Source organism: Pseudomonas sp. LBUM1649 (genome assembly GCF_059716155.1).
Window position 1 is genome coordinate 291,606 of the sequence record NZ_CP166807.1, and the last position, 15,754, is coordinate 307,359.

The window sequence follows — 15,754 nt, forward strand, 5'->3', positions numbered from 1 at the left end:
GCGGCCTCTTGTTTGAAGTGGATGAGTGGGCGGCGGCTCAATCGAGGTCGTCGCTGTGGGTGGAGGTGCCGCTGTCGGCGAAGCTCAGGCCGTGCTTGCGCAATTTGTCATGCAAGGTCTTGCGTGGAATGCCCAGCGCCTCGGCGACGCTGCGCACCGAGCTGTGCGAGCGCGCCAGTTCGGCGGCAATCAGGGTTTTCTCGAAGCTTTCCACTTGCTCGCTCAACCCGCCGCTGACCATTTCTACCGTCGTGCCAGCCGTGCCTTGCACCTCGTTGTTGTCCAGCGCCAGTTCCAGGCCCAGGGCGAAGCGTTCGGCAGCATTTTGCAGCTCGCGCACGTTGCCGGGCCAGGTGTGGCGCAACAGCAGGGCGCGTTGTCCGGGTTGCAGTTCATGGGGCGGCAAGCCGTGGCGGGCGCTGGCTTCATCGGCGAAATGCTGGAATAGCATCAGCGCATCTTCACCGCGTTCGCGCAGTGGCGGAATGCGCAATGGCGCGACGTTCAGGCGATAGTACAAGTCGGCGCGGAATCGGCCCTGATCGGCGGCCTGACGCAGGTCTTCCTTGGTGGCGGCGATGATGCGGATGTCCAGCGGGATCAGTTGATTGCCACCCAGGCGTTCGACCACACGCTCCTGCAACAAGCGCAGCAATTTCACCTGGACGTCCAGGCTCATGCTTTCGATTTCATCGAGAAACAACGTGCCACCGTTGGCAAATTCGAACTTGCCGATGCGGCGTTTCTGCGCGCCCGTGAAAGCACCTGGCTCATGGCCGAACAACTCGCTTTCGACCACTGACTCGGCCAGCGCCCCGGCGTTGATCGCCACGAACGGACCACTGCGCCGACTCGACAGGTCATGCAGCGCGCGGGCCACCACTTCTTTACCGGCCCCGGTCTCACCGAGGATCAGCACGTCCGCCCGGGTCGCCGCCAAGGCGCCGATTTGCTCGCGCAGGCGCAGCATCGAGGGCGACTGCCCGACCAGGCGTGTGCTCAATTCATTGCGATCGCTCAGGGCCAGGCGCAGGCTGCGGTTGTCCAGCACCAGTCGGCGCAAAGCCAGGGCGCGGCGTACGCTGTCGAGCAGCGCGTCGCTGGCGAAGGGTTTTTCCAGAAAATCATAAGCCCCGGCGCGCATGGCTTGCACCGCCAGCGGCACATCGCCGTGACCGGTGATCAGCAGCACCGGCAGTTCCGGGTCCTGGGCGTGGAGTTCGGTCAGCAGTTCGATGCCGTCCATGCCCGGCATGCGGATATCGCTGACGACCACGCCCGGCCAGTCGCGCTCCAGTTGCGCGGCCAGGCCCTTGGCTTCGGCCAGCGGCAGAATCTTCAGGCCGGCCAGGTCAAGGGTCTGGCTCAAAGCCTGACGCAGGTGGGGATCGTCGTCGATCAACACGACCTGGATGCGGTTGTCGATGGTCATGCACTTCGGTCCTCGGACGGTTGCAGGCTCACACCCGGTGCGCCTGCGCGTAGCTTCAGGGTAATCAGGGCGCCGCCCTCCTTGTGGTTGGCGAACGACAGTTCGCCGCCGAAGGCGCGCATCAGGGTCTCGCAGATCGCCAGCCCCAATCCAAGGCCCTGGGTGCGGGTCTTGGTGGTGTAGAAGGGTTCGCTGGCGCGGCCGAGGGCCTCCAGGCAGAAACCGGGACCGTTGTCGCGAATGTACAGGTTGACGCCTTCGGCGGTGGATTGGGCACTCAGCCAGAGTTTACGCGGCGGGCCTTTTTCCGTCAGGGCATCCAGGGCGTTGGCCAGCAGGTTGCCCAGCACCTGGCGCAGGCGGGTTTCTCCGGCCTCGACCCACAAAGTGGCGGCGGGCAAGTCGCGGATCAGCTCGACTTCCATGCTGCGCCGACGCTTGGCCAACAAGGCCAGGGCATCGTCCAGCGCCGGCTGCAGGGCGACGCTTTCCGGGGCGTGGCGGTCGCGCCGGGCAAAGGCGCGCAGGTGAGCAATGATCGACGCCATGCGCCCGGTCAATTCGCTGATCAGCTTGAGGTTGCCACGGGCATCGTCGGTGCGCTGGTGGTCGAGCAACACTTCGGCGTTTTCCGCGTAGCTGCGGATGGCTGCCAACGGTTGGTTGAGTTCGTGGCTGATGCTCGCCGACATCGTTCCCAAGGCCGAGAGCTTGCCGGCCTGCACCAGGTCATCCTGGGCGCGAACCAGCTCTTGCTGGGCCTGTTCGCGCTCCAGTACTTCCTGTTTGAGTCGGCGGTTGAGGCCCTCAAGATCACTGGTACGCTCGGCAACCCGGCCTTCCAGTTCGCGCCGTGCCTTGGCTTCGAAGGCGATCCGTTCCAGGTAATGACGGCGGCGTTGCATCATCAGGCCGAGTAACAGCATCAACACCAACAGCGTCGCGCCACCGATGGCGACCACCGTGCGCACCGGGCGATCGATCAGGGTGCGCGGGGCGAGGATGCTGACGTTCCAGCCGGTTTCCGCGATCGCTTGGGTCTGGGTCAACCAGGCGTTGGGATTGAGCTTCAGCGGCTTGGGCTCGCGGGTGGGATAGGGCTGGATCGCGGTGATGGCTTTGCGCTCTTCTTCGCTCAACTCACGGGTCGAACGAAAGCGCCATTCCGGCCGCGAGGTGAGGATGACCACGCCGTTGTGATCGGTCACCAGCAGTTGCTCCGGGGTTTTGCCCCACAGGCTTTCGGTGTGGTCGAGGTCGACCTTGACCACCAGCACGCCGGTGATTTTCTCGCCCTCGCGCACGGCAGCGGCGAAAAAGTAGCCACGTTTGGCGGACGTGGTGCCCAGCCCGAAAAACCGCCCGAGCCGACCGGCCATGGCTTCGCTGAAGTACGGCCGGAAGGCAAAGTTACGGCCGACGAAACTGTCGTGCTTGTCCCAGTTAGAGGCGGCCAGGGTCTTGCCCGTGGTGTCCATCAGGTACATGACTTCGGCGCCGGTCTGGGTGCTGATGTTTTTCAGCAGACGGTTGGCGTTGCCCTGGGTGACGCTATCGTCTGGCGCGCCAAGCACGGCGCGCAGGGCCGGCAGGTCGCCGAGGATCTGCGGCAGCACTTCATAGCGGTGCAGGGTGCCCAGCAGGTTGGCGACGTAGAGATCGAGGGTCTGGCGATTCTGGCCAGCCAGTTCGCTGCGGTAATAGCGCTCGGCCAGATGCTCCAGCGGCCACAGCAAGGGCGCCAGGCACAGCGCGAGCAGGGCCAGGCTGCGCCAGCGGGGTCTGCGGGGAAGGGTCGGAGTCATGAGCATCGAGCGCCTGTGGGGACAGGTGCATTATGCATAGGCTTGCCGATGCAGTCTGCGCACCTTGGATCCGGTGCGCATTTACGGCGAAACGGGCGCCGGTATTTCAGTCGAAGACGTCGGCGTCATTGAAAAATGCCGCGGCCTGATCCCTGCCCGACAGTTGCGGCGTTGTATCCAGCTGCCAGTCGATGGCCAGGTCCGGGTCGTCCCAACGAATGCTGCGTTCGGCCGATGGGTTGTAGTATTCAGTGGTTTTATACAGAACCTCGGCGAAATCACTCAACACCACGAAACCGTGGGCGAAACCCTTGGGGATCCACAGTTGGCGATTATTCTGCGCAGTAAGGCGCACGGCCACCCATTTACCGAAATGTGGCGAGCTGCGCCGCACGTCAACGGCTACATCAAGGATTTCCCCGGCGCAGACCCGAACCAGTTTGTCCTGGGTATTCTCCAGTTGGTAATGCAGCCCGCGTAGCACGCCTTTTTGCGAGCGCGAATGGTTGTCCTGAATGAATTGCGTATTCAGGCCGGTGGCTTCCTTGAAAGCCTTCGCGTTGAAACTTTCGTAGAAAAAACCACGATCGTCACCGAAAACCTTGGGCTCGATGATCAAAACGCCGGGCAGGTCGGTGGTCACAACATTCATGGTTTTCTCCAACCGTAGCCATTGATGGTCGTTATTCTTGCCCAGAGTGTCAGTAAGGGCGAGCGTCATGTGCTTTTTTCTTCGTAGTTGACCGATCTAGCCGCTTGCCAGCCGGCTGAAGGGGGGTTGCGTATCGCCCCAAGCAGTGGCGATATAGGCGCCTAATAAAATTTCAGGGGTCGTTGTATGCCGCTCGCCACGTTGATTCATCGCGCCAGTTTGCCCAGCCCGCAAGTGTCTGCGGAACAAGCGCTTGAGCTGTTGCAGGCGCATTACGGGCTGAGCGCAAGATTACAGCCCCTCGGCAGCCAGCAGGATCTGAACTTTCGTGTCGATAGCGATCAGGGGCGGTTTGTCCTGAAAATCTGCCGGGGCGACTACTCGGCGCTGGAGCTGCAAGCCCAGCATGCCGGGCTCAAGCATCTGGCTGAACATCCTGACGTGCACGTGCCGCGTGTGATCCCGGCGAAAAACGGTGCGGACCTGTTGTCCCTGGAAATCGCTGGCCAAGCGGTGCATGTGCGTTTGCTGGATTACATCGAGGGCCAGTCCCTGACGCACCTCGAACATTTCAATCGCACGGTGGTGGCCGGTTTCGGGCGGCTGTGCGGTGAAATGGACCTGGCACTGGCGGATTTTGACCATCCGGGGCTGGTGCGAACCCTGCAGTGGGACGCGCGCCACGCCCACGCACTGATCGCGCATTTGCTGCCGGTCATCAAGGATGAAACCCAGCGCCGACTGATCGTTGAAGCGTCCGGGCAGGCCGAGTGCCATTTGTTGCCGCTGCAAGACAAGTTGCCGGTGCAAGCCATTCACATGGACATCACCGACGACAACGTGGTCTGGCAGCGAGATACTCAACGCCATTGGCAACTGCAAGGTGTGATCGATTTCGGCGACTTGATCCGCACCTGGCGCATTACCGATCTGTCGGTGACCTGTGCAGCGTTGCTGCACCATGGCGAAGGCGATCCCTTCTGCATTTTGCCAGCGGTGCAGGCGTATCACGCGGTCAATCCGTTGCAGCATGAAGAACTGCTGGCGCTGTGGCCGCTGATCGTCGCCCGCGCGGCGGTATTGGTGCTCAGTGGCGAACAGCAGGTCAGCATCGATCCGGGCAATACCTATAGCCGCGAAAACCTGGTCCACGAGTGGGAAATCTTCCGTGTGGCCACATCGGTGCCGTTGGCGCTGATGGAAGCGGCCATCCTGGCGGCGGTCAGGCAGAACCTGCCGGGCATTGGCAGCGAAGGCTTTGCGCCGCTGCTGCCGAGCCTGGTGGGGCGTGAGTTTGCGTTGATCGACCTGGGCGTGCTCAGCCCGCATTTCGAGGCCGGTAACTGGGAGCAGGAAGGCATCGATCAGCGCCTGTTGGACGAAGCCGAAGCCGCCCACGGCTTGGCGGCCAGTCGTTATGGGCAATACCGTTTGTCCCGCACGCGCCCGGACACTGCCAACGAGCCGGACACCTGTCCCTTGCACGTCGAGTTGCGCGTACCCCACGGCACGGCAGTCGAAGCGCCGTTTGCGGGGGTGGTGCACCAGCCGATGCCTGGGGTGCTGCAACTGGACGGCCCGCAACTGAGTGTGCGGTTGTGGGGTGTCACGCCATCGCTGCATAGCGGCGCGGCGCTGGTCAAGGGCCAGGTGCTGGGCTCGGTCAGCGGGCCGTTGATCGTGCAGCTGTGCCGAGGGGCGTCGTTTACCGCGCCGTTGTTTTGCACACCTTCACGTGCTGGTGCCTGGCAAGCGTTGTGCCCATCGCCAGCGACGCTGCTGGGGCTGGCTTGCGATGCGCAGGAAGAGCTCGATTCACAGACCTTGCTGGCCCGTCGCGACGCCAGTTTCGCCCGCACGCAAAAACACTATTACGTCGACCCGCCGCGTATCGAACGAGGCTGGCGCAACCACCTGATCGACATGCAGGGCCGCTCTTACCTCGACATGCTCAACAACGTTGCGGTACTCGGCCACGGCCATCCGCGCATGGCGGCGGTCGCCAGTCGTCAGTGGTCGCTGCTCAACACCAACTCGCGGTTCAACTATGCGGCCGTGGCCGAGTTCTCCGAGCGCCTGCTGAAATTGTCACCAGAGGGCATGGATCGGGTGTTCCTGGTCAACAGCGGCAGCGAGGCCAACGATCTGGCCATTCGCCTGGCGTGGGCCTACAGCGGCGGGCGCGACATGCTCAGCGTACTGGAGGCCTATCACGGCTGGACAGTAGGCGCGGATGCGGTATCGACTTCGATCGCCGACAACCCCAAGGCCCTGAGCAGCCGCCCGGACTGGGTGCACCCCGTGACCGCACCGAACACCTATCGCGGCGAATTTCGCGGCCCTGACAGCACGCCGGACTACGTGCGCTGCGTCGAACACAACCTGGCGAAGATTGCCGGGCAGAACCGCCAGCTGGCTGGCTTTATCTGCGAGCCCGTGTATGGCAATGCCGGTGGCATCTCGCTGCCGCCGGGTTACTTGCAGCAGGTTTACGCAATGGTCCGCGCCCAAGGCGGCGTGTGCATCGCCGACGAAGTGCAAGTTGGTTACGGGCGCATGGGCCATTTCTTCTGGGGCTTTGAAGAGCAGGGCGTGGTACCGGACATCATCACCATGGCCAAGGGCATGGGCAACGGCCAGCCACTGGGCGCGGTGATCACCCGCCGGGAAATCGCCGAAGCGCTGGAGGCCGAGGGGTATTTCTTCTCGTCCGCCGGTGGCAGCCCGGTAAGTTGTCAGATCGGCATGGCGGTGCTGGATGTGATGGAAGAGGAAAAACTCTGGGAAAACGCCCAGGTCGTCGGCGGGTACTTCAAGGAGCGTCTTGAAGCGCTGATCGATATTCATCCGCTGGTCGGTGCCGTGCATGGTTCCGGGTTTTATCTGGGGGTGGAGTTGATCCGCAACCGTGAAACCCTGGAGCCGGCCACGGAAGAAACCACCGCGTTGTGCGATCGCTTGCGCGAACTGGGGATTTTCATGCAACCGACTGGCGATTACCTGAACGTTCTCAAGATCAAACCGCCGATGGTCACCTCGCGCCAGAGCGTGGATTTCTTTGTGGATATGCTCTCGAAGGTGCTCGCGGAGGGTCTCTAAACGCTTCCCCCTGTGGGAGCGGGCTTGCTCGCGAAAGCGGTGTGTCATTCACACTTGTCTCGGCTGACACTCCGCCTTCGCGAGCAAGCCCGCTCCCACAAGGGAATGCTGGTGTTAGTTCGATTGTTATCGGGTACAAGTGCGTAATAATAGACGGAAGGCATATTTATAACTTCAAAAGCCGATATTTATCGGATATAAAGTCGCCAATGCCAGGGCGCGGATGAACCATGCCCGACCGTCAAGCACTTGCCCGGAGATGATTCATGAGCCGTAACGTTACCGTCGCCGCCACCCAGATGGCCTGTTCCTGGGACCTTGAAGGCAATATCGAAGTCGCTGAAAGGCTGGTCCGCGAAGCCGCCGCCAAAGGCGCGCAGATCATCCTGATCCAGGAACTGTTCGAAGCGCCGTACTTCTGCCAGAAGCCGAACCCGGATTACCTGCAACTGGCGACGACGGTGGAAGACAACGTCGCCATCAAGCACTTCCAGAAAATCGCCAAGGAACTGCAAGTAGTGCTGCCGATCAGCTTCTACGAACTGGCGGGCCGCGCACGTTTCAACAGCATCGCGATCATCGATGCCGACGGCAGCAACCTCGGGATTTATCGTAAAAGCCACATTCCGGATGGCCCTGGCTACCACGAGAAGTACTACTTCAATCCGGGCGATACCGGCTTCAAAGTGTGGAACACCCGCTACGCGAAAATCGGCGTGGGCATCTGCTGGGACCAGTGGTTCCCTGAGGCCGCTCGCAGCATGGCGCTGCAAGGCGCGGAAATCCTGTTCTACCCGACCGCCATCGGCAGTGAGCCGCACGACAAGACCATTTCGTCCCGTGATCACTGGCAGCGCGTGCAACAAGGCCACGCCGGCGCTAACCTGATGCCGCTGATCGCCAGTAACCGCATCGGCAACGAAGAACAAGATGGCTACGACATTACCTTTTATGGTTCGTCGTTCATCGCCAACCAGTTCGGCGAGAAGGTGCAGGAACTCAACGAAACCGAAGAAGGCGTTCTGGTTCACACCTTCGACCTCGTCCAACTGGAACACATCCGTAGCGCGTGGGGCTCGTTCCGTGACCGTCGTCCGAACCTGTACAGCGCGCTGAAAACCCTCGACGGTTCCCTGGAGTCCTGATCGACATGACCACTTTGAGCAGCACCCCTCGCGCAGACGGCTTCTACATGCCGGCCGAGTGGGCACCACAAACCCAGACCTGGATGATCTGGCCCGAGCGTCCGGACAACTGGCGCCTGGGTGGCAAACCGGCGCAAGCCGCGCACGTGGCGGTGGCCAAGGCCATTGCCCGTTTCGAACCGGTGACCGTGGCTGTGTCCGCCGGCCAATACGAAAACGCCCGTGCCCGCCTGGACGTACCGAATATCCGCGTTGTCGAGATGTCCAGCGACGACGCCTGGGTTCGGGACACCGGCCCGACGTTCGTCATCAACAACAGCGGCGAAGTCCGGGGCGTGAACTGGGACTTCAACTCGTGGGGCGGTTTTGACGGTGGCCTGTATTCGCCGTGGAACCGCGACTCGCAGGTGGGCGGCAAGATCCTCGAGATCGAGCGCAGCCCGCGCTATCGCACCGAGGGCTTCGTGCTCGAAGGCGGTTCGATCCATGTCGATGGCGAAGGCACGCTGATTACCACCGAAGAATGCCTGCTCAACCGCAATCGCAATCCGCACATGAACCGTGCGGAAATCGAAGCGGTGCTCAGCGCGAATCTGGCTGTGGACAAGATCATCTGGCTGCCGGACGGCTTGTTCAATGACGAAACCGACGGCCATGTGGATAACTTCTGCTGCTACGTGCGTCCGGGTGAAGTGCTGTTGGCCTGGACGGATGACCCACAGGATCCGAACTACCCACGTTGCCAGGCCGCCATGAGCGTGCTGCAAAGCAGCACCGACGCCAAGGGGCGCCCGTTCACGGTGCACAAGATGCCGATTCCGGGACCGCTGTACGCCACCGAGGAAGAATGCGCCGGTGTCGATCCGGTGGACGGGACTCAGGAGCGTAACCCGACCGTTCGTCTGGCCGGCTCTTACGTGAATTTCCTGATCGTCAATGGCGGAATCATTGCCCCGAGCTTCGATGATCCGTTGGATGGCCCGGCCAAGGAAATTCTGCAGGCGCTGTTCCCACAGCATGAAGTGGTGATGGTGCCGGGCCGCGAACTGTTACTGGGAGGCGGTAACATTCACTGTCTTACCCAACAACAGCCAGCGCCGCACAAAGAGTGAGTGCACTTGTAACAGCTTGAGTTAACAGCAAAATATTTCAGGCCAGCGCTTTCACCCGCCGTGCCACGAGCAAGCCCGCAGCCCTTCAGGATTGCGGGCTTTTTTGTATCCGTCGGTCGGTAAATGAGAGCGATTGGCATAGCTCTTGTATCTGTCATGGGGTAAACGGGGAGGGGGAGAGCTTCGATGTTCTGTCATAAACCTTGGATAAGTTAGCCGCTTAAAACCAGGAGAGAGCGTTGAAATGAACGCCGAAGTGAATGTGGCAAGCGAGCGGGCGTTGCATCCCCTGGCGGTAAACAGCGAATCGCTGCAGATCCTGGCGCACTGGTTCAAGTCCAATGGAACGCGTCAGATCGCAGAAAGTGATCCGCGCCGGACGATGATCGAGCGCTACCCTGCTGGTTTATTCAGCGAGGCGGAACTGGATGCGTTGTGGGATGTGATGGAAGGATAGGAGGAAAAACAACGGATTGGTTAAAGAAAAGCGCTGCCGGGATGGCAGCGCTTTTTTTATGTACGAAAGTTTTTACGTCACTGTTGTCCACTGTGGGAGCGAGCTTGCTCGCGATGAGGGAGTGTCAGTCACAATTTTTTTGCATGACACACCGCCATCGCGAGCAAGCTCGCTCCCACAGTTTTTTGCGGTGTGTTTAGAAGCTGTAGGTTCCTGTCACCACCACGCTCCGCGGCTCACCCGGTTGAATCTGCGCCGCACTGGTGGCCGACTCGTAGTACGTCTTGTCGCTGATGTTATTCAGCGCCGCGCGCAAATCCCAATCCTTCTGCCTGAAGCCGGCCAAGGCATCCCAGCGGCCATAACCCGGCAGCACGGTGGTGTTGAGGTTGTCGGCATAACGATCGCCGACCAGAGTCAAACCGGTTTCGGCGTACCAGCCCATTTCCGGTTTCCAGGTCAGGAACAGACTGCCATTACGCTTGGCCACGTTGCTGATGCGATTACCTTCAAAGCCGTTGTTATCTTTTTCGATCGTTGCGTCCTGAAAACCTACGCCGCCGCGCACATACCAGTTGCCGGCGATCTTGCCGGCGGCGGTGAGTTCGATCCCACGCGAACGTTGCATACCGGTCAGCAAGGTAATGGTCGGGTTGTTCGGATCGCTGGTACGGCGGTTGTAGAGTTCCAGCTCGTAGATCGCCAGTGTGGTGCTCAGGCGATCGTCCAGCCAGTCGCTTTTCACGCCGATTTCTTTCTGCCTGGTCAGCTCCGGGCTCAGGTCGTTGGTGTTGCCGACCGCACCCGGAGTGATGCCGATCAAACCACCACCGACTGGCGAAAACGTCTTCGACCAGGAGGCATAGAAGGAATGATTCTGCAGCGGCGTCCACACCAGTCCTACGCGAGGGCTGGTGCTGTGACTGTCACGGTCTTCGGAAATGTCCCGCAGCTTGTTGGTCGATTCGATGTCGAATGTGTCGTAACGCAAACCGGCGAGCAGTTGCCATTGATCGTTCAGTTGCAGCTGATCCTGCACATACACCGCACGGCTTTCGACCTCGGTGTGCGAACTGCTGGAGACCTGCATGCGTCCGGTGTGGCGCAAATCCCGATTGGGGTTGTTCAGGTCCACCGACGGCACCGGTGAACTGCCTGGCCCTGCGGTGGCGGCGGTGTACAAGGTCGGATCGCGGCGCTGGCTGCCAATCTCGATGCCAGTCAGCAGGCGATGCTCCAGGCCGAAGGTATCGAACCCGCCTTCCAGTTCAACGTTGTTGTAGACATTACGGGTGGTCAGGTCTTGTTGCCAGTGCTGGCGCGTGACCTGGTTGGTGGTCGGGTTGTAGCCGGTCAGGTAGGTGTTGTCGAAATCGCTGTTGAGCTTGAACACGCCCAGGGTCTGGCGCAGCTGCCAGTTGTCGCTGAGCTCATAGGTGAGTCTGGAGCGCAGGGATTGCGACTTGTCGTCGATGAAATCGTGCTCGCTGCCGTAGGTCGTGTCGCGTCCGACGTCTGCCGGGCGGCCGTTGACCCCGGGGACACCGCGATCCGGCGTACGGTTGTAACGGCTGTATTCGTACTGCACCAGCCAGTTCAGGTCTGGTGTCAGTTGCCAGCTCATCGAAGGCGCGAACAACTGGCGATTGCCACTCACACCATCGCGGAAACTGTTCTGGTCCATGTTGCCCATGTTCAGGCGCAAGCTGATGTTCTCGGATGGATCGGTGCTGAGGTCGGCGTACAGGCTGCGCAGATCATCGCTGCCGCCCTGGGCTTCGAGGGTCGAGCGGCGGCCGAACTCCGGCAGTTTGCTCACCCGGTTAACGATCCCGCCCTGGCTGCCACGGCCGTACAACACGGCGGCTGGGCCTTTGAGCACGTCGATGCGTTCGATGTTGTGCAAGTCGCGCACGTATTGGCTGTCGTCACGGATGCCATCGAGATAGAAGTCGTTGCTGGCGTCAAAACCACGGATGCGCAGGCTGTCGAAGCGGGTGTCGGCGCCACTGCTGACGTTGGGGATGCCACTGAGCGCGGTGCCCAGATCGTTGGTGCCGTAATCGACAACGTTGGCGGTCTTGATCGAGTCGATGGCTTGAGGCACGTAGCGCACCGGTGTGTTGGTGCGGGTCGCGGTGTTGGTTTCCTTCACTCGCGGATCATCGGCCTCGGCTTCGGCACTGATGGACGTGGCAGGTAAGGTGGTAGGGGCAGCGTAGGAAAAACCGGCAGATATCAGAGCAGAAAGCCCAAGGCTGAAAGGCGTAAGGCGAAAAGGGGCAGGCATTGATGAACGCATCCGTAGGAATTTTCGGGGTGTAACAGAAGCGGCGCGAATGATAATGCTTGCTATTTACTTGTGTTGATTATTCCTGAGATGCACCTCTGTTTGATTATTTCCAATTGTGTCGTAGCTTTGTCGAAATAGTTACTTTTGGGTTTTCGACATCATTCGATGACGCCAGGAATGCACGCCATTTGAATTTTTCTGCCAAGTAAATCCGTTTCTTAGACGAATTTCGCTTAATTACAGACGATTTATGAAATTGACATATCGTTAAGGCCGCGGCTACGATCCGGCCCAACGCCTGTGGCAGACCGCCATGACCCTAAAATAATAAAAAGGCCCGCCGCGAGTGATCGTGGGCGGGCCTTTTTGTTTGCGGGATGAAAAAAGAGCGCAATAGCGCCGTTTCGGCCGTTCGACACAGCGCGTTTCAACCGGTAATAAGGAAAACAACATGTTGAACAAGCGAATCAGCCTGATCGCTCTGGGGATTTTGAGCGCTACACAGGCCATGGCCAACGACCAGGCCGAATCCAAGGGATTTGTTGAAGACAGCAGCCTCAAAGTGCTACTGCGCAACGCCTACATGAACCGTGACTACAAAGACGGCAACCCGGACAAATCCGAATGGGGCCAAGCGGCCATCGGTACGTTCTCGTCCGGCTTCACCCAGGGCACCATCGGTGTGGGTGTGGATGCTTTTGGGCTGTACGCGCTCAACCTGGAGCGCAATGAAGACCGCAGCGGCGCCCAAGGCATCGATTTTTTCAAAAAGGGTGCCAGCGGCGAACCGGCTGACGACCTGGCCAAAGGTGGCGCAGCGGTCAAATTCCGTCTCTCCAGCACCACGCTGACCTACGGCGATCAAATGCCGGTCCTGCCGGTACTGAGCTACGACAACGGTCGTCTGCTGCCGGAAAGCTACACCGGTACCCTGATCACCTCCAAGGAGATCAAGGGTCTGGAACTGAACGCTGGTCGCTTCACCGCCGAATCGCGCAAAAGCGCCGAAGGCCGTGACAGCGGTGGCTTGAAGTCGATCAACGTGTTGGGCGGCAGCTACCAGTTCACCGAACAATTCAAGGCTGCGCTGTACGCGTCCGACGTTGAAGACGTGTTGAAGAAGCAATACGTGAACGCCAACTACGTGTTCCCGATCGACAAGGACCAGTCCCTGACCCTGGACTTCAACGGGTATCGCACCAAGCTGGAAGATTCCTACGTTCGCGACAACAACATCACCGGCGACGACAACAAGATCTGGAGCCTGGCAGCCACCTTCGCCACCGGCCCACACTCGTTCACCGTCGCACACCAGCGCAGCACTGGCGACAGCAACCTGGGCTACGCCTACGGCGGCTACCAGAAGGATCAAGGTCGCGTCGGTGACGGTGGCAACACCATCTACCTGGCCAACTCCTACTGGTCAGACTTCAACGCCGAAGACGAACGCAGCTGGCAACTGGGCTACGGCCTGGACTTCAGCACCTTCGGTGTCCCGGGCCTGAGCTACAACTTCGCCTACGTACGCGGTGACAACATCACCACCTCCACCAGCGAAGGCGGCACCGAACGCGAGATCTTCAACCAGTTCAAGTACGTCGTGCAAAGCGGCCCGGCCAAAGACCTGAGCATCAAGCTGCGCAGCTCGATCCTGCGCGTGTCGCAGAAGTCGAGCGAGTACAACGTCAGTGGTAACGAAGTACGTGTGTTCGTGGATTACCCGATCAATATTTTCTGATGATTGGTTGCGGTATCGAGGCCTGATACAGGGCTGAGAACAACGAAAAGCTCCGACTGGTTCGGGGCTTTTTTTCGTTCAGATAGTACGTGTCGCCAAAGCCCGATTTCGGGAACACGTTTTGGGAACGTGTCGTCCGCAGCGACATGTTCCAAATACGTGTCGCAAAAAGTGAAAAATTGCGACACGTTAAGGCCTCATGTCGCACGCCGGTTAAAAAGTCGAAGTGACAAATGAAGACGTTACTGACCGAGATTGTTCATCGGCGCGTCCAACACCTTCACAACATCATCGATGATCTCTTTGCTCATATCCTGTAAATAATGACGTGGGTTGCAGGTTTCAAGCGTTACGCTGAATCCATTTGGGGCGATGGCGAACGTCATGAATTCATTACCTGGCTGGCGGCTAATCCATTGGCCGGTGACGTGGTTCCTGGCAGCGGCGGTCTGCGCAAGGTTCGTTGGTCCCTTAGCGGGATGGGCAAACGAGGTGGTACCCGCGTCATTTACTACAATACGCTTGCAGAAGGCTCTATCTGGTTGCTGATCGCCTACACCAAGGCGAAATTCGACAATTTACCCGCAGCCTTCCTCAAGCAACTGAAGGAGGAAATCAGCAATGGTCAATGAACTGGAGCAATTCCAGCAGGACTTGCTGGACTCTGTGCGTCAAATGAAAGCCGGCAAAGCGGCGCGCGTGACAGAGGTACCGCTATCAGCGGCTGCTGAAGCACGGGCAAAAGTAGGTGTTTCTCAGAGCGCGTTCGCCAAGCTCATTGGAGTCAGTTTGCGGACATTGCAGGACTGGGAGCAAGGACGACGGCAGCCGACGGGCGCAGCTCAGACGCTGTTGCGTGTTGCGAGTCAGCATCCTGAGGCATTGCGTGACCTTCAGGCAGTTTAGAGGCAGGAAGAAGGACACTTTTAAAGAATGCTTATCTGCTCGTAGTTATTGCCTGTTGCCAAAAAATCAGTAGAGCACTCGCGGGGAGCAGCGGCTCCCTGGCTCAACCCAATTAATTACACACCGTAATTAATGATGTTCCCGCCCCCACCTTTATCCGCTCCAGCGAACTCCCTACATTGAGCTCCAACGCCTCTCCCATCACTCCGACGGGAAGGTCACTGGAGTTTCCCTCATGCCTTTTGTAAGCGTACGCATCACCCGCGATGGCGTTACCACTGAGCAGAAAGCTCAGGTGATCGCCGAGATCACTGAAACACTGGAACGCGTCCTCAACAAACGCCCTGACCTGACCCACATCGTGATCGAGGAAGTCGACACCGATAACTGGGGCTACGCCGGCATCACCACCACTCAATACCGCAAGCAACTGGCGCAAGAGGGGCAGTCATGACGGCGTCGGTGACCATCGATTTCGTCTCCGATGTGGTGTGCCCTTGGTGCGCACTGGGGGCGACGGCGTTGGAGCAGGCGATCGAAAACGTGGCAGGTGAGGTTGCGGTCGAGCTGACCTACAAGCCTTTCGAGCTGAACCCGAACATGCCGGCCGAAGGCGAGGAAGCCGTCGAGCACTTGATGCGCAAGTACGGGCGCACGGCCGAGGACGTCGCGTCTGGCAAAGCGATGCAGGTCGCTCGCGGCGAGGCCATCGGCTTCAAGTTCGATCTGGAAAAGCGCACGCACTTCTACAACACCTTCGACGCTCACCGTTTGTTGCTCTGGGCGCTGGAAGAAGGATGCCAGGTGGCGCTGAAGAAGATCCTGCTTCGCGCTTACTTCAGCGAAGGCCAGAACCCGAGTGATCAGCAGACGCTGGTGCGGCTAGCGGCTGAAGCCGGATTGGACGAGGGCCGTGCACGCAAGGTGTTGGCGTCGGACGCCTTTGCCGACGAGGTGCGTGAGCTTGAAGAGTTTTATCGGCAGCACGGCATCAATTCGGTACCGGCCCTGGTGCTCAACGGTCGTCACCTGGTGTCCGGCTCGCAGTCGGTCGAGTACTACGAACAGATGTTGAGACAAATGGCACAAGCCTGATTACAGCTTTTTCAAACCAT

At 59.7% G+C, this 15,754-nt stretch carries 13 protein-coding genes and 1 pseudogene; 9 read left to right on the forward strand and 5 right to left on the reverse strand.

Annotated features, from left to right (window positions below):
• Window positions 1–37: 37 nt before the first annotated feature.
• The 3 genes from ACA058_RS01270 to rfbC form a co-directional block, all read right to left on the reverse strand.
• Window positions 38–1,432 (reverse strand): sigma-54-dependent transcriptional regulator, encoded by a 1,395-nt coding sequence (locus ACA058_RS01270; protein WP_497637490.1) that lies wholly within the window; start codon window positions 1,430–1,432, stop codon window positions 38–40.
• Entirely contained in the window at window positions 1,429–3,237 is a 1,809-nt protein-coding gene (locus ACA058_RS01275; protein ID WP_497637491.1) for a sensor histidine kinase, read from the reverse strand. Before ACA058_RS01275 ends, ACA058_RS01270 begins: the two co-directional genes overlap by 4 nt.
• Window positions 3,238–3,343: 106 nt before the next feature.
• On the reverse strand, window positions 3,344–3,889 hold the full coding sequence (rfbC, locus tag ACA058_RS01280; protein WP_497639843.1) for a dTDP-4-dehydrorhamnose 3,5-epimerase: 546 nt from the start codon (window positions 3,887–3,889) through the stop codon (window positions 3,344–3,346).
• Window positions 3,890–4,075: 186 nt separating this feature from the next.
• On the opposite strand from rfbC, the gene ACA058_RS01285 reads away from it, so the two are divergent.
• The 4 genes from ACA058_RS01285 (at window position 4,076) to ACA058_RS01300 (ending at window position 9,702) form a co-directional block, all read left to right on the forward strand.
• Window positions 4,076–6,988 carry an aminotransferase gene (locus ACA058_RS01285; RefSeq protein ID WP_497637492.1) on the forward strand — a complete coding sequence of 971 codons (2,913 nt, stop codon included), beginning with the start codon at window positions 4,076–4,078 and terminating at the stop codon, window positions 6,986–6,988.
• 266 nt (window positions 6,989–7,254) lie between these two features.
• Window positions 7,255–8,133, forward strand: a complete 879-nt coding sequence (gene aguB / locus ACA058_RS01290; protein ID WP_497637493.1) for an N-carbamoylputrescine amidase — start codon at window positions 7,255–7,257, stop codon at window positions 8,131–8,133.
• Between the two features lie 5 nt (window positions 8,134–8,138).
• Window positions 8,139–9,245: an agmatine deiminase gene (aguA, locus tag ACA058_RS01295; protein ID WP_497637494.1), complete on the forward strand. Its 1,107-nt coding sequence runs from the start codon at window positions 8,139–8,141 to the stop codon at window positions 9,243–9,245.
• 244 nt (window positions 9,246–9,489) lie between these two features.
• Window positions 9,490–9,702 (forward strand): hypothetical protein, encoded by a 213-nt coding sequence (locus ACA058_RS01300; RefSeq protein ID WP_046815312.1) that lies wholly within the window; start codon window positions 9,490–9,492, stop codon window positions 9,700–9,702.
• A gap of 196 nt (window positions 9,703–9,898) precedes the next feature.
• Here the strand turns inward: ACA058_RS01300 and ACA058_RS01305 are convergent, their stop codons facing one another.
• Window positions 9,899–11,992 carry a TonB-dependent receptor gene (locus ACA058_RS01305; protein ID WP_497637495.1) on the reverse strand — a complete coding sequence of 698 codons (2,094 nt, stop codon included), beginning with the start codon at window positions 11,990–11,992 and terminating at the stop codon, window positions 9,899–9,901.
• 454 nt (window positions 11,993–12,446) lie between these two features.
• Here ACA058_RS01305 and ACA058_RS01310 point away from each other — a divergent pair, with 454 nt between their 5' ends.
• On the forward strand, window positions 12,447–13,733 hold the full coding sequence (locus ACA058_RS01310) for an OprD family porin (protein ID WP_497637496.1): 1,287 nt from the start codon (window positions 12,447–12,449) through the stop codon (window positions 13,731–13,733).
• 242 nt (window positions 13,734–13,975) lie between these two features.
• Here the strand turns inward: ACA058_RS01310 and ACA058_RS01315 are convergent.
• Window positions 13,976–14,059 (reverse strand): annotated as a pseudogene (locus ACA058_RS01315) (DUF3077 domain-containing protein); the annotation flags it as partial.
• Here ACA058_RS01315 and ACA058_RS01320 point away from each other — a divergent pair.
• The 4 genes from ACA058_RS01320 to ACA058_RS01335 all read left to right on the forward strand — a co-directional run bounded on the left by ACA058_RS01320 (window position 14,057) and on the right by ACA058_RS01335 (window position 15,734).
• Window positions 14,057–14,365: a transcriptional regulator gene (locus ACA058_RS01320; RefSeq protein ID WP_497637497.1), complete on the forward strand. Its 309-nt coding sequence runs from the start codon at window positions 14,057–14,059 to the stop codon at window positions 14,363–14,365. The pseudogene ACA058_RS01315 and the gene ACA058_RS01320 overlap by 3 nt on opposite strands.
• Window positions 14,355–14,639, forward strand: a complete 285-nt coding sequence (locus ACA058_RS01325; protein ID WP_218536832.1) for a helix-turn-helix domain-containing protein — start codon at window positions 14,355–14,357, stop codon at window positions 14,637–14,639. Before ACA058_RS01320 ends, ACA058_RS01325 begins: the two co-directional genes overlap by 11 nt.
• 235 nt (window positions 14,640–14,874) lie before the next feature.
• A complete protein-coding gene (locus ACA058_RS01330; RefSeq protein ID WP_095192344.1) occupies window positions 14,875–15,093 on the forward strand; it encodes a tautomerase family protein in 219 nt (72 codons plus the stop codon).
• Window positions 15,090–15,734 (forward strand): DsbA family oxidoreductase, encoded by a 645-nt coding sequence (locus tag ACA058_RS01335; protein WP_497637498.1) that lies wholly within the window; start codon window positions 15,090–15,092, stop codon window positions 15,732–15,734. Before ACA058_RS01330 ends, ACA058_RS01335 begins: the two co-directional genes overlap by 4 nt.
• Window positions 15,735–15,754 lie beyond the last annotated feature (20 nt).

Bases quoted from the DNA above. Each gene is read 5' to 3' on its own strand.
- rfbC (WP_497639843.1), bottom strand. From the start codon at position 3,889: ATGAATGTTGTGACCACCGACCTGCCCGGCGTTTTGATCATCGAGCCC.
- ACA058_RS01300 (WP_046815312.1), top strand. From the start codon at position 9,490: ATGAACGCCGAAGTGAATGTGGCAAGCGAGCGGGCGTTGCATCCCCTG.
- ACA058_RS01325 (WP_218536832.1), top strand. From the start codon at position 14,355: ATGGTCAATGAACTGGAGCAATTCCAGCAGGACTTGCTGGACTCTGTG.
- ACA058_RS01275 (WP_497637491.1), bottom strand. From the start codon at position 3,237: ATGACTCCGACCCTTCCCCGCAGACCCCGCTGGCGCAGCCTGGCCCTG.
- ACA058_RS01310 (WP_497637496.1), top strand. From the start codon at position 12,447: ATGTTGAACAAGCGAATCAGCCTGATCGCTCTGGGGATTTTGAGCGCT.
- ACA058_RS01285 (WP_497637492.1), top strand. From the start codon at position 4,076: ATGCCGCTCGCCACGTTGATTCATCGCGCCAGTTTGCCCAGCCCGCAA.
- ACA058_RS01320 (WP_497637497.1), top strand. From the start codon at position 14,057: ATGACGTGGGTTGCAGGTTTCAAGCGTTACGCTGAATCCATTTGGGGC.
- ACA058_RS01305 (WP_497637495.1), bottom strand. From the start codon at position 11,992: ATGCCTGCCCCTTTTCGCCTTACGCCTTTCAGCCTTGGGCTTTCTGCT.
- aguB (WP_497637493.1), top strand. From the start codon at position 7,255: ATGAGCCGTAACGTTACCGTCGCCGCCACCCAGATGGCCTGTTCCTGG.
- ACA058_RS01335 (WP_497637498.1), top strand. From the start codon at position 15,090: ATGACGGCGTCGGTGACCATCGATTTCGTCTCCGATGTGGTGTGCCCT.
- ACA058_RS01330 (WP_095192344.1), top strand. From the start codon at position 14,875: ATGCCTTTTGTAAGCGTACGCATCACCCGCGATGGCGTTACCACTGAG.
- ACA058_RS01270 (WP_497637490.1), bottom strand. From the start codon at position 1,432: ATGACCATCGACAACCGCATCCAGGTCGTGTTGATCGACGACGATCCC.
- aguA (WP_497637494.1), top strand. From the start codon at position 8,139: ATGACCACTTTGAGCAGCACCCCTCGCGCAGACGGCTTCTACATGCCG.